28 protein-coding genes are annotated in these 17,773 nt (G+C 42.5%); 24 read left to right on the forward strand and 4 right to left on the reverse strand.

The window, feature by feature from the left end:
- Positions 1 to 152: 152 nt before the first annotated feature.
- The 9 genes from JV36_RS0103455 (at position 153) to JV36_RS0103500 (ending at position 4,289) form a co-directional block, all read left to right on the forward strand.
- On the forward strand, positions 153 to 476 hold the full coding sequence (locus JV36_RS0103455; protein WP_032095389.1) for a hypothetical protein: 324 nt from the start codon (positions 153 to 155) through the stop codon (positions 474 to 476).
- 104 nt (positions 477 to 580) lie between these two features.
- Positions 581 to 865, forward strand: coding sequence for a hypothetical protein (locus tag JV36_RS0103460; RefSeq protein WP_032095390.1), 285 nt, complete (start codon positions 581 to 583; stop codon positions 863 to 865).
- 195 nt (positions 866 to 1,060) lie between these two features.
- Positions 1,061 to 1,327 carry a hypothetical protein gene (locus JV36_RS0103465; RefSeq protein WP_032095391.1) on the forward strand — a complete coding sequence of 89 codons (267 nt, stop codon included), beginning with the start codon at positions 1,061 to 1,063 and terminating at the stop codon, positions 1,325 to 1,327.
- A 111-nt stretch (positions 1,328 to 1,438) separates the two neighbouring features.
- Positions 1,439 to 1,684, forward strand: a complete 246-nt coding sequence (locus tag JV36_RS0103470; RefSeq protein ID WP_052010101.1) for a hypothetical protein — start codon at positions 1,439 to 1,441, stop codon at positions 1,682 to 1,684.
- A gap of 547 nt (positions 1,685 to 2,231) precedes the next feature.
- On the forward strand, positions 2,232 to 2,510 hold the full coding sequence (locus JV36_RS0103480) for a type II toxin-antitoxin system RelE/ParE family toxin (protein WP_032095474.1): 279 nt from the start codon (positions 2,232 to 2,234) through the stop codon (positions 2,508 to 2,510).
- On the forward strand, positions 2,510 to 2,803 hold the full coding sequence (locus JV36_RS0103485) for a HigA family addiction module antitoxin (RefSeq protein WP_032095393.1): 294 nt from the start codon (positions 2,510 to 2,512) through the stop codon (positions 2,801 to 2,803). Before JV36_RS0103480 ends, JV36_RS0103485 begins: the two co-directional genes overlap by 1 nt.
- A gap of 103 nt (positions 2,804 to 2,906) precedes the next feature.
- Positions 2,907 to 3,233, forward strand: a complete 327-nt coding sequence (locus tag JV36_RS0103490) for a hypothetical protein (RefSeq protein WP_032095394.1) — start codon at positions 2,907 to 2,909, stop codon at positions 3,231 to 3,233.
- Positions 3,234 to 3,362: 129 nt separating this feature from the next.
- Complete coding sequence (locus tag JV36_RS0103495) at positions 3,363 to 3,578, forward strand: hypothetical protein (protein ID WP_032095395.1); 216 nt, start codon at positions 3,363 to 3,365, stop codon at positions 3,576 to 3,578.
- Positions 3,579 to 3,686: 108 nt separating this feature from the next.
- A complete protein-coding gene (locus JV36_RS0103500; RefSeq protein ID WP_152561515.1) occupies positions 3,687 to 4,289 on the forward strand; it encodes a hypothetical protein in 603 nt (200 codons plus the stop codon).
- Positions 4,290 to 4,561: 272 nt separating this feature from the next.
- Here the strand turns inward: JV36_RS0103500 and JV36_RS0103505 are convergent, their stop codons facing one another.
- Entirely contained in the window at positions 4,562 to 4,843 is a 282-nt protein-coding gene (locus JV36_RS0103505) for a type II toxin-antitoxin system RelE/ParE family toxin (protein WP_032095397.1), read from the reverse strand.
- Positions 4,840 to 5,124, reverse strand: a complete 285-nt coding sequence (locus JV36_RS0103510) for a type II toxin-antitoxin system RelB/DinJ family antitoxin (RefSeq protein WP_032095398.1) — start codon at positions 5,122 to 5,124, stop codon at positions 4,840 to 4,842. The genes JV36_RS0103505 and JV36_RS0103510 overlap by 4 nt, the downstream gene beginning before the upstream one ends.
- 218 nt (positions 5,125 to 5,342) lie before the next feature.
- Between JV36_RS0103510 and JV36_RS0103515 the strand changes: the two genes are divergently transcribed.
- The 8 genes from JV36_RS0103515 (at position 5,343) to JV36_RS0103550 (ending at position 9,962) form a co-directional block, all read left to right on the forward strand.
- Positions 5,343 to 5,624 (forward strand): hypothetical protein, encoded by a 282-nt coding sequence (locus JV36_RS0103515; RefSeq protein WP_032095399.1) that lies wholly within the window; start codon positions 5,343 to 5,345, stop codon positions 5,622 to 5,624.
- A 131-nt stretch (positions 5,625 to 5,755) separates the two neighbouring features.
- Positions 5,756 to 6,169 (forward strand): hypothetical protein, encoded by a 414-nt coding sequence (locus JV36_RS0103520; RefSeq protein ID WP_152561516.1) that lies wholly within the window; start codon positions 5,756 to 5,758, stop codon positions 6,167 to 6,169.
- 91 nt (positions 6,170 to 6,260) lie between these two features.
- Positions 6,261 to 6,674 carry a hypothetical protein gene (locus JV36_RS0103525; RefSeq protein ID WP_032095401.1) on the forward strand — a complete coding sequence of 138 codons (414 nt, stop codon included), beginning with the start codon at positions 6,261 to 6,263 and terminating at the stop codon, positions 6,672 to 6,674.
- 133 nt (positions 6,675 to 6,807) lie between these two features.
- Positions 6,808 to 7,170: a hypothetical protein gene (locus JV36_RS0103530; RefSeq protein ID WP_032095402.1), complete on the forward strand. Its 363-nt coding sequence runs from the start codon at positions 6,808 to 6,810 to the stop codon at positions 7,168 to 7,170.
- 162 nt (positions 7,171 to 7,332) lie between these two features.
- Positions 7,333 to 8,544: a metallophosphoesterase gene (locus JV36_RS0103535; RefSeq protein ID WP_032095403.1), complete on the forward strand. Its 1,212-nt coding sequence runs from the start codon at positions 7,333 to 7,335 to the stop codon at positions 8,542 to 8,544.
- A gap of 65 nt (positions 8,545 to 8,609) precedes the next feature.
- Positions 8,610 to 9,125 (forward strand): AAA family ATPase, encoded by a 516-nt coding sequence (locus JV36_RS0103540; protein WP_032095404.1) that lies wholly within the window; start codon positions 8,610 to 8,612, stop codon positions 9,123 to 9,125.
- Between the two features lie 51 nt (positions 9,126 to 9,176).
- Positions 9,177 to 9,545 carry a glyoxalase/bleomycin resistance/dioxygenase family protein gene (locus JV36_RS19195; RefSeq protein WP_052010102.1) on the forward strand — a complete coding sequence of 123 codons (369 nt, stop codon included), beginning with the start codon at positions 9,177 to 9,179 and terminating at the stop codon, positions 9,543 to 9,545.
- Between the two features lie 90 nt (positions 9,546 to 9,635).
- Positions 9,636 to 9,962: a gamma-glutamylcyclotransferase family protein gene (locus JV36_RS0103550; protein ID WP_032095405.1), complete on the forward strand. Its 327-nt coding sequence runs from the start codon at positions 9,636 to 9,638 to the stop codon at positions 9,960 to 9,962.
- A gap of 90 nt (positions 9,963 to 10,052) precedes the next feature.
- On the opposite strand, the gene JV36_RS0103555 is transcribed toward JV36_RS0103550, so the two are convergent.
- The gene (locus JV36_RS0103555) at positions 10,053 to 11,513 is read right to left on the reverse strand and encodes a potassium/proton antiporter (RefSeq protein WP_032095406.1); all 1,461 of its coding nucleotides are present in this window, start codon (positions 11,511 to 11,513) and stop codon (positions 10,053 to 10,055) included.
- Positions 11,514 to 11,741: 228 nt separating this feature from the next.
- Here JV36_RS0103555 and JV36_RS0103560 point away from each other — a divergent pair, with 228 nt between their 5' ends.
- The 7 genes from JV36_RS0103560 to JV36_RS0103585 all read left to right on the forward strand — a co-directional run bounded on the left by JV36_RS0103560 (position 11,742) and on the right by JV36_RS0103585 (position 16,477).
- Positions 11,742 to 12,101 carry a hypothetical protein gene (locus tag JV36_RS0103560; protein WP_032095407.1) on the forward strand — a complete coding sequence of 120 codons (360 nt, stop codon included), beginning with the start codon at positions 11,742 to 11,744 and terminating at the stop codon, positions 12,099 to 12,101.
- A gap of 105 nt (positions 12,102 to 12,206) precedes the next feature.
- On the forward strand, positions 12,207 to 12,503 hold the full coding sequence (locus JV36_RS0103565; RefSeq protein ID WP_032095476.1) for a YciI-like protein: 297 nt from the start codon (positions 12,207 to 12,209) through the stop codon (positions 12,501 to 12,503).
- A 38-nt stretch (positions 12,504 to 12,541) separates the two neighbouring features.
- Positions 12,542 to 13,186, forward strand: a complete 645-nt coding sequence (locus JV36_RS0103570) for a DUF4386 family protein (protein WP_032095408.1) — start codon at positions 12,542 to 12,544, stop codon at positions 13,184 to 13,186.
- A 105-nt stretch (positions 13,187 to 13,291) separates the two neighbouring features.
- Entirely contained in the window at positions 13,292 to 13,876 is a 585-nt protein-coding gene (locus tag JV36_RS0103575; RefSeq protein WP_152561517.1) for a histidine phosphatase family protein, read from the forward strand.
- Positions 13,870 to 14,379 carry a shikimate kinase gene (locus tag JV36_RS0103580; RefSeq protein ID WP_032095410.1) on the forward strand — a complete coding sequence of 170 codons (510 nt, stop codon included), beginning with the start codon at positions 13,870 to 13,872 and terminating at the stop codon, positions 14,377 to 14,379. Before JV36_RS0103575 ends, JV36_RS0103580 begins: the two co-directional genes overlap by 7 nt.
- Positions 14,380 to 14,477: 98 nt before the next feature.
- Positions 14,478 to 14,651 carry a hypothetical protein gene (locus JV36_RS19750; RefSeq protein ID WP_200883130.1) on the forward strand — a complete coding sequence of 58 codons (174 nt, stop codon included), beginning with the start codon at positions 14,478 to 14,480 and terminating at the stop codon, positions 14,649 to 14,651.
- A 347-nt stretch (positions 14,652 to 14,998) separates the two neighbouring features.
- Positions 14,999 to 16,477 carry a hypothetical protein gene (locus JV36_RS0103585; RefSeq protein ID WP_052010104.1) on the forward strand — a complete coding sequence of 493 codons (1,479 nt, stop codon included), beginning with the start codon at positions 14,999 to 15,001 and terminating at the stop codon, positions 16,475 to 16,477.
- An 18-nt stretch (positions 16,478 to 16,495) separates the two neighbouring features.
- Here JV36_RS0103585 and JV36_RS0103590 read toward each other — a convergent pair whose 3' ends face one another.
- Positions 16,496 to 17,770 carry an NRAMP family divalent metal transporter gene (locus tag JV36_RS0103590; RefSeq protein ID WP_032095411.1) on the reverse strand — a complete coding sequence of 425 codons (1,275 nt, stop codon included), beginning with the start codon at positions 17,768 to 17,770 and terminating at the stop codon, positions 16,496 to 16,498.
- Between the last annotated feature and the right edge of the window lie 3 nt (positions 17,771 to 17,773).

A 17,773-nucleotide genomic window follows, 5' to 3' on the forward strand; every position in this document is an offset into this window, starting at 1 on the left:
CTTAGTGGCTGATTGAGAAATGTCATATAACAAAAAAATTAAGCACGCCCGCTGTGCGGGCTGGGACGCAAACACGCACGGCGGCTTCGCCCTTATTCCCTGCGTGCCTGCGCCCGTTATTGGAAAGTTAGCCTGATAAGGAGCTCAATCACATGAAGAAAATTGATACAAAATTTAATGTTTTATGGACTGCTATAATTTTTCTTGTTTATACCGTGGACTACTGGATATTCAACTACACTGCGGGGCCACGCGAGAGCGAGACGCTTTTCGATACGATAGAAAACCCAATCATTGCTCTATGTGTGTTGTTTTTCTGTAGTCTGTTGGTTGTGTCTACAGTAAGTAAGCTTTTTATGGAAATCTGGAACAGACTTATTTCGGATTTATTTAATTTTAGAAGTATTGGTTTTGCTGAATCGTATGCCCTTTGTTTTTTACTTGTAGGTATTATTGGTGTATCCGGCTTTTACTAATCAAGTTGCTAACAAGCAAATATTACCGCCAGCAAAAAGCGCTGACTGTGACGTCAACCAGCTGCGCGGCTTTCCGCGATGAATTTGGGCGTTAGCAGCCTTCAATGAGTTTTACAGAAAAATACCTTAAATATTTAAATCAAGTTTCTTGGATCGTGGCGGAGATACCACTTCTAATCCCACCGGCAATAGTTGCTTATTTATTTCATCCGAATATGGACTACTCTGTTAAGCTAATCATCGTTGGCTTTTTATCGGTAGCAGTAACACTGTTTAATAGCTATATTGGCATCAGGGCAGTATTCAAAAGGGATGTTGAAACTACATTTAACTTTTTAGTACTCCCTTTTTCTATGGCTGTTTTTGTACTTTATTTAGGTTTTAAATAGGTCCGCTACTAACAAACAACTGTTGTCGTTCGCTCGCGCTCACTGGAACTCTCCTGGGACGCAAACACGCGCGCGGCTTCGCCATTATGCCCTACGTGCCTGCGTCCGTTATTGAAGCGTTATGTGCTATTGAACATTTGATGATAATCAGATTAAACTAGAATTAGGTTAAAACCAGCTTTGGAAACTCAGCGAATGGATTTTGTAGTTATTGGTTATCTTCTCTTCACGGTCCTATTAATTGGTCTTATTGCTTTTTACGTTAACAAGCCGACACTGTTTACAGTTTTATATTTTCGAGTACCCCGCCCTGTAAAGTGGCTGTTTGCTTTTTCATGTGGTTTTTTACCGGTTTTGTTCGCAGGTAAAACTTGGCTACCAATGGGGGCTTTTATGGTACTTACGCTCGGATTTGCTTTAGAAAAGCAAGAGCGCTTTGCTCTTATAAAGCTACGCACATAACTACCCAATCAACACACGCGGGGCGGCTTCGCCATTATGTCCCACGCGTCTGCGCCCGTTATTGGAAAGTTATATGCCAATTAGGTTTAAATAAAAAAGGAAACATAATAAATGGATTTTAATTCTCATTTCTTTTCGTCAATGTCTATGTGGGCAATGTTGCCAGTTATAGCAACTATAATTGTGCACCTCGCATTTAGTGCCGCTATATTTAATGACTCAAGTAAATTGCACGACGAAAATCATCAACTAGCGTTCGTGGGGCCAGTAATTTGGACACTAGCTGTCTTGGTTGGTGGTGTCTTTGTAGCCGCTGTCTATTGGCTTATTCATCATTCAGCATTGAGTAAACCGTGAGCTTTATGTCATATAACAAACAAATTATGGCACTCGCTGGGACGCAAACACGTGCGCGGCTTCGCCATTATTGCACACGTATTTGCGCCCCATATTTTAAAGTTATGTGCCCGAGTATATTGGAGTTTGAATGAAGAAGATTCTACTCATTGCTTTAGTATTGAGCGTTGTGTTGATAACCGCGCCTTATTTAGAAAAGGTAACGACGACCTTAGATTTAAAAACTGGAAAGTCTTCACAGCAACACTCGATCTTAGGGGTAACTTATGAAGTGTTTACTGAAATGCATAATCCTAAGTTATGTCCGACCTGGAATAAACCTGAATTGTTTGATGGTAAGACCACAATAACTAAGTCTTGCTACATTAATTTTTTAAATACCGAGAGTTGTTCGTCTCAAATAGTTGCATATAAGGAAGTATATGAGAGAGGTTGCAGCACATAACAAGGAAATTGAAGCGGTCATTGGCAAGAGCGGGCAACGCCGCTTAATTTGGTGTTAGGCGGCAAGTTGCACCGCGTTGCGCAATGCGCTACACTTTACCCCATAATTAAGTCATTTAAGCATAAAGATCTGAAGCTATTTTTCGAAAAAGGGAAAACTTCAGGCATCCAGACTAAGCACGCGAAAAAGCTTCGTATGCAGTTAGCAGCTATTCATACCGCACAAGATATCGATGACATTAATCTACCAGGTTTCTCTCTCCATCAACTCAAGGGAGAAAGGTCTAATATTTGGTCAATATCAGTTAACGGTAATTGGAGAGTAACGTTCGAGTTCACGGATGGTAATGCTTACATCTTAAATTACGAGGATTATCACTAATGAATATGCACAATCCACCACATCCTGGTGAATTTATTGAATCCATTTACATGAAGCCACACGGCATAAGTTGCAGGGCGCTCGCTACCCATCTTGGTGTCGCCGCTTCAACACTAAATCGTGTCGTTAAGGGCAAAAGTGCAGTAACACCAGAAATGGCATTGAGGCTATCAAAAGTATTAGGGCGAAGCCCTGAAAGTTGGCTTAGCATGCAAAACAATTATGATCTTTGGCAAGCAAAGCAGAGCATTAACTTGGATAACGTGCAGCCAATAGATCTGCATGCCGCCTAACAATAAAATGTTGGGGACACAAACACGCGGGCTCTGCTTCGCAGTATAGCCCACGCGATTGTGCCGCCAAAGTAGGACGTTATATGCCAAAGAAGGATTTTAGGTGAGATTTACTTTTCTAACATTTGCTTTTCTTACTCTGCTAAGTTGCGCGGTACAACAGGAGCCAGTTGTAGAACAACTATCAGAAAACTCTTATCGCATTACTGCGCAAGGCCCAATATCGGAAGGGAAAGTTGCAGTCAAAAATAAGATACATCTTGCAGCTAGAAAAGCGTGCCGTTCTAGATATTACGAATTTAGTAGGTCTAAATTTGGAGAAAACATCAGTCTTAAAGGCATTTCAAATTCTTCACCCTCAGAAGGCTGGCACGATAATCAATCTTCAATATTAGAAGCTGTTGCTACTATCAGCTGTTATAAGGGTTAAATTAACAATTAAAACCAGTGTCCACTTTTATGGGTGAACTCTCCTGGGACGCTAGCACGGGGCCGCTTCGCCATTATAGCCTGCCTGTTTGTGCCCCATATTTAAAAGTTATATGCAAAAGGAAGCAGCATGAAATATTTTTCAATTATCCTATTAGTCGTCATCTCGGGTTGTTCATCTCAAAGCTTTTCAGATGGAGTGGAAGACCAAGTTTTAGAAAGTGTGACAGGGAAGGATTTTTCCAGAAATGCCGCACAATGTCCGCTTATTAAAAGCCAATGCTCTGATGGTAATTATGAAGAGTGGCCTTTAAAAAATGGGCAAACCGGTTGTGCGTGTAATTAATTGCATATAACAAGCTGTTAAACAATGACAAAAAACAGTTGGTTTTACTCCTTCATCGCTAATTTTAACCGACTATTTTTTGCCTGTTAACAGGGCGCTAGGTTTCTTGTGAAATTATTCACCCGTTCAAAAGTTCTCTTTTCTCTCTCTGGGTTAAGTTTTATATGGTTTTTAATCGTCTTCCAAAGTGAACTTTCAAATCCTGACGTCGTGTGCAGTGCAGACTTAGTGACTAAAAAAGAGTCTATTTGCTTAATAAATAGAATGGATTCTGAACGCTTCAGAGCCACCGTAAGTTACGGTGGCTCACGCAAAACAAGTCAAGAAAAGGTAACTATCAAGTTACTTCTAACGGAAGGCAGTACAGAAAACTGGTCATTAGTCTTAAACCCAAGAGCAGCAAGCTACTCAGGGCAAACAAAACGGTATTATGGGACGCTTAACTATGGCACATTCAACAAAGAGTTCCCTAAAGGAGTTACATTGACAATTCGCGCCAGCGAAAATGTTTCTTTGTTTAGAAAGTTCGAGGTCAGAGTATTAAGAAACCCAAATGGAGCAAAAGTCTATTTGTGGGCAGTAATCACTCTAATACTTCTTTTTTTGTCTATTTGGTTTAGGACTTCAATCTTTGTAAAAGGTATCGGCAGACCATTACCATATTTACTCTTTTTTTTCGTATCGTTTATATTGCTCGCATGGGAACTGTGAAAAACCGAACAAAACACTAAAGGCACTCGCGCTGCTCGCTGGGGCGTTTTTACTTCTGAATATCGGTGCAATCTTATATTACCGGTGGCGCTGGTCTAATAATTTACACCGTTTTAGCATTGCTAATACCACCACCAAGCCAGTGAGTTTCGAATTCAACAGGTGGTTGTTTTAGGGAAGTTACATAAAAAACGCTTAAGTCGTTTACTGGGGCGATTACGTTGCGCGGCTTCGCCATTATGCCCCACATGTCTGCGCCCCTTATTTAAAAGTTAGTTGCCTACAGGAAATTTTTGCTTTTGGTGTAAAACTCGAAGAATGTGAATAATGTCATCTTTCATGAAATATGAAACGATCATTGAGACCTCTGGAATTATTAACAATCTTCCCGGTATACCCTCTCTCTCCACTCCCATAAGAGGTTGCTGGTTCAAGTTTTCAACTTTTTTCTCAATTATTGCATCAGTTTTTTCTGCTGCTAATGGATTAAATTCGTATAAAAACTCGAAAATAGCCTCACGATCGTCCAACGAACTCTTTTCCCACACGATCATTTTTTGGCTTTATTCCTAATTTTCATTTTTCGAGCTTCCATGTCCAAGTTTGCCTCTTCATGACTGACAAACTTACTTTGCCCACTTTCTAATTTATTAAACGCAGCATTCACCTCTTCAGTAAGCCACTGCTCATGGGTAATTATTTTGCGTTGCTGTTCAGCAAGCTCTTCCGTAAGCTCTCTACAAGCGTCGCTTAAAGTGCGCCCTTGGCTTTCGGCCATTTTCTGAGCTAGCCGTTTAGTTTCTTCGTCTACTCTAAATTGTATGCGAGTATCCATAGTAAATTCCTTACTCAATGTACGCACAAACGTTAGCACACCCATTGGATTTACGGCAACTAACAAATGCATTAACTCGCTCGCAAGCTCGCTAGGATAAAAACACGTAGGCTCCTCGCGCTTCGCTTGTTATTCTGACCTTCATATTTTTGCCCCTTAGTGGGACATTATGGATTTCCACTTTTAGTGGGTAAGACCAATTTCATCGGATATCTGTTATGAATTTAGATAAATCTACAAAACGTATAGCAAAGAGAGTCAAAAAAGGATTTCAGGGGTACCCTCAAATTTCAATTTCTTATTTCGGTCAGACGGCAGAGCTTGCAACAGAAATTATCGTTGGCTTTACGGCTGAAGAAGGTGCTCCTCTACAAGAGCAAAAATTTTCGAGTGAAGGAGATGCGAGAAAAGATGAAACTATTCAAACTACCTTGTTAAAAGTAATTGAGCGTGCTGATGCCCGAACAGTACTGCAAACCGAAGGTGTTTCTATACTTTAGCCTTTGAGTGATTGAAATAGAACAACTCAATAAACTCGCTAGGCACAAAACACGCAGACTCGCTTCGCTCATTATTATAGCCTACGTATTTTTGCCCGTTATTGGAAAGTTAGTCAAACAAGGAGTATCTATTGTATTTCAGTCCATTAGATCAAGTTATGACCAAAGTTTTATCCTTAGTACAATTTAAAAAAGTTATGACCAAAGCGTTATTCTTAGTTCCTTTTAAAAAAGTGGTGACCGAAGATCTAACTTTAGTTTTATTAGTTTCACGCATAGGATTCTTAATCGGATGCCTGTTCATTTGTATGAACTTATACCACGCTTTCTATGATATGTTTTATGCTGTAGTCAAGGTAGCTTGGTCAGACGCAGGACAAAAAGTCGAAAGAGGATATGGTATTTTTGCTTTTTCGAAATATTGGAAAGAATTAGTACTAGGATTATTTATCCTATTTTCCAGTTGCTTGATTGCGGCTTTAGTCTCTATAGCGTCGAAAATTGACGACAAAATGCCTAACAAATCGGTAAAGCAAGACAAATAACCATTGGCTTTTGCTACTTCATCACTGATTTTATACAACAATTTTTGGCTTATTAATGTGGCGGTTATTTACCTAAAAGGACTTAAAAATAATGAAACGTATTTTTTTAACAAGCTTTATCACTTTAGCCTTCATGCATTTCAACTTGCATGGAGAAACACTGTTCTCTGTATCATCTAAAGACAGAGATATTACCGCTTTCGACTTTGTTGTGACTGAAGTTGAAAGAAATGAAGCTGTATCAGTGTTAAACATTCCAAACTTTCAAGAACGCTCTGCTAGCGCTTCTCGCTGGATGATGTGCGTTTACACAGAGCTTGCATTGGAAAGAGGTGCTGAATACTGGTCTTCAATCTATACGGATAATAGTGGCGACATAGTTACTATCGTATTACCCGAAACAGACTCATTAGACGACCCAGCATTTAAAAACGTGGACACGCTAGGAACCCAACCAATGATTTCAACAGTAGGCATGTTTAAAAGGTTCTGTGGTTTAAACTAGCAGAATGTGAATAATTTCACCTTTTATAAAATATGAAACGTGATTGGAACCTCAGAGATTGTTAATAACCTTCTCGAAATAGCCTCATGAATCACCGGCTGTTATTGAAAAGCTATGTACTAAAAAGAAAATCATGAAGTCATGGAATGAATTAACCAATTTACAACGCGCTATTATCGGCATTTCGATGGTCGTGGCGGCGGCATTATTGCCAGAAATTGCCTTTTTAGTGCAACTAGGCGGCGTGGAAGTCGCGTTTGCTCTCGTCTTTGCCAGCTTAGCACCACTCATTTCTTGGGTAGCCATTAAATACAAGGCTATTAAAGAATGTTTGCAGACCTCCGTTATCGCTTTCAAGCTGAGTGCTTCAGCCAAGCCATCTGTCTTTTTTGTTCAAGCCTCTTTTTGTGCAATTGCGCTTCTTTTTACAAGTTCAGGTTTATGGGCTTTTTACTTTTTTATGCCTGGCATGCTACTAAATGGCGTTTTAGCGTGAGCACACATTACAACCCAATACACTCAATATCTTCGTTCGCTGGGGCGCATACAAGCAGAGCGGCTTAGCCATTGCACATTCACTTATTGGAGTGTTACGTCACATTTGGCTGTTGTGTGCATTCAGACCGTCGTAAAAGTTTTAAAACAAGGAAGTTTTAGTTTGAAAAAGTTTTTGTATATTGTGACTACAGTAATCCTTATTCTGTTTATATCACTTGCAGTAGTTAGCAGGTATAGCGGAACGGGCATTAGAGTCACGGACGGACGCTACTTGGGGTACTCTGAAAGTACCGACGAATGGCTATTTATTGGATATCAAAATAAACGCGTCGAGCATGACGGACCTTATGTTTTTGTCAATTCAAATAAACCGTTAGCGTTGAGAGTTGAAAGTAACGAGCAGTCAATTAACAACGTTACAAAGTCACCTGTTCATGGTGAGCTTTTAGTCACTGTAGACAATAAAAATCAAACCCAATTTAAAGTACCTTTGCGATACTCATACCCTCGCTCCAAGTTGAACTATTCCACAACCGAAAGTGTGTTAGCTATTTCTGATATCGAAGGAAACTTTGACGCAACCGTGAATATTCTCGCCGCCAATGGTGTGATAGACACCTCCTTAAATTGGAGCTTTGGTAAAGGGCATCTGGTGTTAGTTGGCGATATGGTAGACCGAGGCACGAATGTTGTGCCAACACTTTGGCTATTATACAAACTTGAAGCTGAGGCAAGAAAGGCCGGTGGCAATCTTCATTATATTCTTGGGAATCATGAACGTTACTTATTGGATGGCAGAACAAAATCTGTAGCAAAAAAGTATTTTGGTACATACCGCGCGACCAACATGACGCAACGCCAGTTGTGGTCGGAAGAAACTGTGCTAGGCCGCTGGCTGAGGACTAAACCGGTTTTATTGAAGATAAACGATGTTCTATACGTTCACGGTGGTATATCCCCCGAGGTATTGGATAAAAAGCCAACGTTAAAATTCATCGATAATTTAGCAAAAGAGTCTTTTGTAACAACAGGAACCATTGTGAAAAATATCGAAGGGCACATCCTACATAGCTCAGAAGGTTTACTGTTTTATAGAGGCTTAGCTAAGGATATGAGTCACTATGGGTTAGGCAAGAAAGCAAGTGAAAGCCATATCGAACAAATATTGACAATATATGACGCGAAAAAAATAGCCATAGGTCACACGCTGACAAACCACATTAGTTTCGACTTTAATGATAACGTAATTCGAGTTGATGTTGACCATGCCGCGGGGGCAAGCGAAGCATTGTTAATTGAAAACCATGCGGTTTATAGAGTTGACTTGAAAGGGCAAAAGCTTCCGTTAATTCAAATCGAAGGTTCAGAGTAATAATAGATATAATAAACTAGCAAGCCAAGGTTTAAGCAGTGCGAGAGAGGAATCATTACAATACTATGCTGTATATTTTTGGTGGTTTACCAGCCTCGGGTAAAACCGAACTTTCAAAGTATTTAGCCACATCGTTAAGCGCCGTTTATATTCGTATCGACACCATCGAACAAGAATTAAAAAACTGTGGCTTTAATGCACTCTATGACGAGGGTTATAACGTAGCTTTCGCACTTGCTTTAGACAATTTAAAAAACGGCCTCTCTGTAATTGCAGACTCCACGAATCCGGTTTTAGAATCACGCCAGGAATGGATAGAAGTAGCCAGCAAAGCTGCTTCACCTTATATAGAGATAGAAGTTATTTGCTCCGACAAAGTCGAGCATAAACAGCGTATGGAAAACAGGCAGTGTGACATTCCAAATCTTGCTCTTCCCTCATGGGACAGCGTGATTTCAAGAGAATATGAACCTTGGAAATCAGCTAGCATCATTCTAGACACTGCCGGCAAGACCCCAGAACAAAGCAAACAAGAGCTAAGCAACCTACTTCATAAAAAAGGCATTAGCGGTTTAGCATAGAGTATCAAAGCAAGTTGATTTTCTATCTAATTACACAGTAAGGAATTACACATGGCTGGTCCCGCTCATCATGGAGCAATTATTTACTCTAACAATCTAAAAAATTTATCTGCGTTTTATGTGCAGCTTTTTAGTATGAAAGTGGTCAGGGAAACCGCTGATTTTATCAGTCTAGATAAAGATGGCTTTAACCTGATTATTCACATACCGCCTTTTGCTATTCCCCATAGTAGCGTAAGCGCTGTAAAATTGTTTTTTGCTGTGACAAGTATTGAAAATGCCAAATCACTAGCGATAAAGTTAGGTGGTGAGGCACTAGACGGTGAATGGGCAAACCCCATGTTTATAGTGGCTAATATTGTAGACAACGAGGGCAACCATATTCAAATACGTGAATTTGCACGTAACCCAAATGCATAAACTTTTTAACGCGCAATGCGCTCTTTTGGCGTGGTGCTTTGCTTAAGTAACGTAATTATCGAAAAATAAAATATTGGGAAGCAGTTTTTGATGAGCGATAAATTATTTGTGTATGGAACACTAGGCCGCGGTCGACCTAATGAACACATTTTAAGTAATATTGGTGGCACCTGGGATAAAGGAAGCGTGAAAGGCGTTCTCAAAAATGTAGGCTGGGGCGCCGAAATGGGGTTTCCTGGTTTAACGCTGGATGAACGCGGTGAAGAGGTTAAAGGCTTTGTATTTACCTCTGCAAACCTAGCCCAACATTGGGCTAGTCTCGACGAATTCGAAGGCGATGCATACTTACGTGTTGTTTCACACGTAACCCTAGAAGATGGCCGTATTGTAGAGGCACAACTATATACTCTGCGATAGGCACTGGGCGCTAGGCGCTAGGCGCTAGGCATTAAATATTAAACATTAGGAGGGTGAATGTTAATGCGTTTTCACCCCATTTAGTGCCATTTAACTATCGTGATAAAAGCAGCTTTCAACGGCTTGTTTATCAAGCAGCTTGGTAATAATAAATACGTGATCGCCTACCTCTAAGCGTGTACTGCCTTTAGGGATTAACGTAGCCTCCCCTCGCGCAACTACCGCAATAATCGTTTGCGCAGGCAGCACCAGCTCACCAATCGACAGCCCTATTGCTGGTGAGTCTTCTATCAACTCTATTTCTATTAACTCTCGCTTGCTCTTGGCCACCTTTACTATTTCGATAGTGCTTGATTCTTTCGCCTTTGCATTCAGCACTAGCCCCAGCTTTTTCGCTGCAAAGGGTAAACTAGAGCCTTGCAGTAAGGCAGATATAAGTACGATAAAAAACACTACGTTGAATATGAGGTCGGCATTCGGTAGCTCAAATATCAGTGGGAATATAGCCAAGATAATAGGCACTGAGCCGCGAAGCCCAACCCATGATATTAATAGTGATGCTTTAAACGAAAAACGACTTAGCATCATTAGCGGCATGACGATTAACGGCCGCGCAACAAATATAAGCACGAAAGCTATGATTAACCCTTCTTTCCAGGTTTGAAAGAGATCGGTAGGTGTAACTAATAGGCCTAAGATAACGAACATGGCGATTTGCCCAAGCCACGCAAGCCCGTCGAGAAACACAAAGGTGTTCCGTTGATAAGAAAAACGACTATTTCCCACAATAACGCCCGTTATAAAGGTCGCTAGAAAGCCGCTGCCGTTTAAATTTGCGGCCAAGCCAAACGCTAACACCCCGAACAGCATGACAAACACCGGGTATAAACCAATAGCCATTAGGGTAATCCTTCTAAAAATCCATACCGCAACACCCCCAATACCGGCCCCCACCAAGGCCCCTACTCCCATTTGACTTACAAATAGCGACGCCAGCTCGATAGGCTGGGTAGAGGTGTCTTTTATGAGTGTAATTAACCCAACGGTGAGAAATATGGCCATGGGATCGTTTGATGCGCTTTCTAATTCTAGCGTGGCCTTAATTTTTGCAGGTATCGTAATGCCTGCATTTCTCAGTACAGAAAATACCGCAGCAGCATCTGTCGACCCTACAATAGCGCCAAGCAGCAGCCCCATATACAGCGGCAAGTTCAGAATATACATGGCCGCTATGCCTGTGACCGTAGCGGTTCCCACCACACCAAGGGTGGCTAAAAGTGCCGCAGGTTTCCATGCTCGCTTTATCGACCTTTTCGAGGTTTGTAAGCCACCATCAAACAAGATAAGAATAAGCGCAAACGTGCCAATTGAATGAGCCACATCCACGTTATCAAAAAGAATTCTGCCAATGCCATCTTCTCCGGCGAGCATGCCAACACCTAAAAAGAGAACGAGCACCGGCACGCCAAATCGCGGCGACAATTTGCTGGCTAATACACCAAGTATAGCAAGAACAGCGCTGAGTAAAATAATGTGGTCGACCGCAAACATAAGAATATCCTTGTACTGAGTTGCGCGGAAAAATGAAGAAAACGGAAAGGTGCTAGAATAACAGGCTTATAAGCACGATTGAGCGCCACAATCGTACGGTTTCGTTGTTCGGCCTTTTTGCCGTCTTTTTAAAATGCCTTTTACAGCACTTTTTAGAACGCTCTTTAATACTATTTGATGTCTCACTTAACAGCGCTATATTTAAAGCTCGGTTTAGGGAGATTATAATTGAAAGACTTTGACATCATCTTTGATTATTTAAAAAACATTCTGATGAATTATAAACAGGATATGGTGGTTGCCATCAACGAACCCGACCACTTTTATCTAAATACCCATCATGTTATGAAAAATAAACAGCCAATGTATTTCGCCTCAGCCAAGGTCAATAAGAATTACGTTAGCTTTCACCTGATGCCAGTTTATGTCTTTCCTGAATTACTCGACAAGGTGTCTCCTGAACTTAAAAAACGAATGCAGGGCAAGTCTTGCTTCAATTTTAAAACGTTCGACGACACTCTTATTGATGAATTAACAGCCCTTACTCGAGCAGGCTTTCATAAATTTGAACAAGCCGATTATTTATAGTGTCAGCGCACACAATAAATTTATTATATCGAAAACTAGTATTTACAATGCTGTATGCTCCAATTTGACATTGAGCTTTCGCGTTTTACCCACCGAGAAATTAGTATGTTTTTCTTACTTACCTACACGGTTATTCCTGGCTATCTAGAAGCAAGGCAGCAGTATCGACAACAGCACATTCAATTGGCTAACGAGGCGGCTCAACGGGGTGAGCTCTGTTTAGGTGGAGCGTTATCTGCCCCCACAGACTCAGCGGTGTTGCTTTTTAAAGGCGATAGCGACGAAGTGGCAAAGCAGTTTGCTAAAAACGACCCCTACGTGGTTAATGGTCTAGTAACAAACTGGACGGTAAGACAATGGGACATAGTGATTGGCGCTGGTGTTGACCCCATTGGTGTGTAGTGGTGTATAGCGATGTTTAACCCTTGGGAATATACAGCTTGAGTAACTTACAAAAAACAGGCGGCGTAGCTGCATTATTTGAAGCCGTTATTTATGTTTCGGCGTTTGTGTTCTTTGGTGCGTTTTGGAGCTCACCCGGTGGCGCCGATGCAGCGCAACAATTTGCCTTTCTCGCCGAAAACAAAACAGTGCTATCCATTGTTAACTTCGTTATGTATGTCCTTTTTGGCATTGTATTAGCGGTATTAGTACTGGCACTTCACGAACGTTTAAAAAAAGGGGCTCCAACACTTTCTTCACTCGCCGCTGTATTTGGTGTGGTTTGGGTAGGCTTAGTGATTGCCAGCGGTATGATAGCGAATATTGGCTTAGCCGCAGCCATAGACCTTGCTACCACAGAGCCACAACAAGCAATGATAATGTGGCGCACCGTTTACACCGTAGTAGAAGGGTTGGGTGGCGGAAACGAAGTGGTAGGTGGACTATGGGTTTTACTGATAAGCATTGCGGCGTTACAAAGCCAAACGCTGCCAAAAGCGTTTAACGTTGTTGGATTATTTGTTGGATCTGTTGGTGTACTCACTGTGTACCCTGCCGACGTATTGACCGAAATCTTTGGCGTAAGTCAGATAGTATGGTTTGCTTGGCTGGGCGTAACCTTGTTGAAAAGCAGCGAAGTTTAACAGCCATATATAGGTAACATGGGTTTGTCATTGAATAGGGTTTGTCATTTAATAGGGTTTTTCATTTAATAAGCGTTGCCCTTCAATAGTAGTGATAACACGGAAGTGAAACTAGATAATATGCAAATAGTGCTAGTACGACACGGAAAACCAGAAAAATCCCAAAATACTCGATTGGGAAGCGCGGGCTTCGCAAACTGGGTAAGGAATTACAATCACTCGATGGTGGCTAAGACTAGTCGCCCAAACATTGTATTTACTGAAAGCTTTAATGATTACTACGTGGTGTCTAGCGATTTGCCTCGTGCTGTTCATAGCTGTGAAATTGCACTCAACAAATCTCCAGACCTCACATCGGCGCTATATCGAGAGATGGATATTCCGCGCTTCAAATTACCTTTTACCCTAAACGCGTGGACCTGGGTTTATGTAAACCGAGCTTTATGGACGGTAGGAAAAATGGGCCCGTTCGAATCTTATCGACAAGCAAAAATGCGCGCTAAAACTGCAGCACAAGAATTAATCACCATTGCGCAAAAAGAAGGTAAGGTAATTGTATTTGCCCACGGTTACTTAAATTTACATATGAGAAAACACTTTCGCAATTGCGGCTTAAAGCAAACTTGCAAATCAAGCCAGTATTGGGGAGTCACCGCCTTTGAAAGCGGGTCACGAGAAACGCCATGTTAACTAACACTCTGATTTTTGGAAACTCTGCGTCTGGAAAATCAACCCTCGCCAAAGGGCTTGCGAATACATACGGTGTCGCCCATTTAGACTTAGACACCATAGCGTGGCAACCGCAATCGCCACCAGCGCGAATGCCCATGGCAGAGTCTAAAGCGTTGATAGATGCGTTTGTAAATACACATACTCACTGGGTAATTGAAGGATGTTATTCTGATTTATTAGCGCTTGTTACTCCTTTGGCCAGTAACGTGCTTTTTCTCAATTTATCCGCTAATGACTGTATACAAAATGCCAAAAACAGGCCTTGGGAGCCACATAAATACGAGAGTAAGGACGCCCAAGACGCCAACTTAGATATGCTTATACACTGGATTTCGCAATACACCGAACGCACTGACACATTTTCAAAAGCGGCTCATGAACACCTATTTAATAGCTTTGAGGGCAACAAGCGTATGTTTCAGTCGAACCAAGCAAAGGCTCGTTGGCTCTCGCAGCAATGAAACTTAAGGCTCAGACACATACGCTTACGTTGTTTTAGCTAATGGCTTTACTAAATGCACTATAATTACAATTCGGCATACCAATATGGAGTATTCTGATGCCCCCATTTATTCGTATCACCATTGCGTTATTATTTCTATTTGCTGCGTTATTCTCATACAGCATGGGCTTTGAAACGGGTCTGTTTGCTCTTGTCGTACTTGGCTTTATCTTTGAGGCAGGGTTTTGGTTAGGGCTTTTCCCAATAAAAAGAAGAAAGCAAAAATTTTAGTGCATCACTCTGCGGCCACCGGTTTGCTTGCCAATTTGAGCAACAGCTTGAGCACCTGTTTGAGCATAGGCTTAATCAGAGATTTTATCTCGGGTTTAATAGCAGTTTAGTTTGCAGATCGGTTTATAGCTTTTTGAGGTCTTGGCTGTTCGAGGTCTTAGCTGTTTGAGACCTTTGCTTTTTGAGGTCTAAGCTGCCTGACACTTTAACTGTTGAAAATTTAACCAGTCTATTTTACATTAACCACTCTTGAATTAAGTAAACGGACACAAATTCTACTGCGCTGGTGTCATTGCGCTGATGTTATTGGAGTGGGGTCCTCACTTACCCAGCACGGACGTACCTCAATGACCAAAATATTTACTATAGGCGACAGCATTTCCCAAGGCTTTATGTCAGGCAGTGCCGCTAACACGCGACTCAGTTACAGCACACTGCTTGCCGATGCGCTTGGCGAACCCAACTACCGTTACCTTCGCTGGGACGAGCGCTATAAAACAAAAATCGATTTAGAACGCATTTTTAGGGCGCTGGAAAGGAAGTTCGGCGCTAACATTCGTGGCCTCGAATGGCTAAATGCATTTTCAGTGATTAATAGCGTGCTCGATCAGGCTGAAGACTTTTTCGAGCGTGGTGACGGCATGCCGGGTAAACCCGTGGGTAGCGATTTCGACTCGCAAGGTTTTCACAATGTGGCCGTAGAAGGGATGGATGTGGGCGATGCCTTTATGGTCACTCCCCGCTCATGCCTAGATGTGATAGCAAACAGCACCGCCACCGGCGATGGCTACCTTCAAGCCGTGAGTACGCCTTTTTCCAGAAATGCCTATCGCGTACTTAACCCATTAGGCGATAAAGGATTAGACACCTTCGGCAACTTTACCGCCGTTGACTGGCTTAAGCATTGCGCGAGAGAAGAAGGCGTTGAAAATCTCTGCCTGTGGCTTGGCGCCAATAACGCGCTAGGCACGGTGTTAAGCCTCAATATAGCCCAAACACCAAACGACCCCGAACGAGTGCTACAGGCTTCGCGCAAGGAGCGTAGCCAATGGAATTTATGGCACCCCAACGACTTTCACGCCGAATACGACATGCTGTTAAACAAGGTTGTTGACGCTATGGCAGACAATAAGGAAAGTGACTGGAAAGTTTTCGTTGGCACGGTTCCTTTGGTCACTATTGCGCCTATTGCCAAAGGAATGGGCGAAAAGCGGGTAATAACCGATCCTTCTCGGCCTGATAAAAAGGCCCTTTATTATGAGTTTTATTCTTATTTTCCGCTGTCAGAATCAGCTGCAAAGGGTTGTGGTAAATACCTCCCGTTTAGAGATGCGGTATTCATCGATAAAACTATCGTCGAGTTTAATCGCAGTATTAAAGCGTTGGTGGCCGCTAAAAATGACGCTTTAGGTAGCGAGCGCTTTCATATTGTTGATATTGGTAATGACTTAACTGAAATGGCGTGGAAACGTAATTTTGGAGAGCCTACCTACCCACTGCCCGAGGCTTTACAGTTTATTTATCCTCCCATCGACACCAAGTATTACGATACATCGACTGAAGGCGACATTTTATCTGGCGGTATTTTTAGCCTAGACGGGGTGCACCCTACAGCGATAGGGCAAGGCATCATTGCCGACGCATTTCTCAAAGAAATACAAAACGCCCGGCCCAATGAATCGGTAACACCGCTTAATTGGCAAAACATTATTGCAAGCGACTCATTACGACAAAAACCCATTACCTTAATGAGCGAATTGTATGAGCACGATAAGCTGGTGAAATTTATTTGCTCCGTGGGCGATATTATTCGCTTTAGAGACTAATGTGTGTGTTAGTTCGCATTATGCCAACCATTTCCACCAAACAAAGACCAGCAAAAATCCGAATAAATATATAAGCCCCATATAGCTTATTGCCGTTACCCATTTGCTTGGGGCGGCGTCTTCATGCAGCTGACTTCGGGCCACTAATCTATGGTTAAGCCACGCAAAAACTGGGGTTGTCACAAAAGCGAGGGTCATCGCAAACCCTAGCATGGCTAACAGCGCTGATTTAAAAAATAGCACTATGGCAAAACTTATCGCTGCCATAACAAGCAGCACTATTGTAACCAGAGCGTTCTGAGAGCCTTTTTCACTGTTTGCTGCTTCGCCCGCTTTTTTCGGTAAAAGCAGCGAAATACCCTCTGCGACCACTCGCGCATAACCATCGTAAACGGTCAGCGCCGAGCCGAAAATACACAGAAAGGCCACCAGCGCTATAAGCCCATGGGCCCATTCACCAATGGTGGCTGAATACATGCTAATAAGCTGATGAGAAAACCCTATGCCGCTTGTGGCCAGAGGCGTGCCGCTTGAATAGAGTACCAACGCACCTAGCCCTAAAAACAGCATGGCAAGCAACACCGTTACGCCGTAGCCAAGGTTGAAATCGAACAGCGCGCTTTTAGGAGTAACCGCTTTGTCTTTGCACTGGCGCTTTAGCCACAGCGACGTAATTGACGATATTTCGATAGGCGCAGGCATCCAGCCCATGGTAACAACTAAAAATCCGAGGGTTGCTAACGTCCATGGAGAAGGAGGTGTCTCTTTGGGCGTAACCGGGGCGTACCCCACTAGGGCAACAACAAACACCACAATAGTCGCTAACACCAAGATGCCCATTATGCCCTTAGCAATATTGTCTAGGCCTTCAAAATGCCCTGCTAACAAAATGATTAAAATAAGGCCCAATACCAAGGATGAGGAGAGTGTGATCGCGATATCGAAAGGCACAAAATATGAAAGTAAACTGGCGGCGAACAGTAAAAGTGCGGCGGCATTCACCACAGAGGCGAGCATATTTAAGCACAGCGCCGACGCTAAATAGCGCTTACCCATACTAAGATACCCCTGCTGCAGGGTGTTCTGAGTGCTTATGGTGTAGCTTACCCCGGCCCTAAAAAAAGGGTACTTCAGTATATTTACCACAAGAATGAGTATGGCCAGCTGCCAGCCAAACTTAGCCCCTGCCTGCGTTGACGCTACAAGGTGACTTCCTCCAACGGCCGCTGTGGCCATGAGCACTCCGGGCCCAAGGAGCGATAAGAGTGCCCGAAAACGGGAAATTAGCGACATAAA

It is taken from the genome of Alteromonas sp. LOR (genome assembly GCF_000753865.1).
Lineage (GTDB): Bacteria > Pseudomonadota > Gammaproteobacteria > Enterobacterales > Alteromonadaceae > Alteromonas.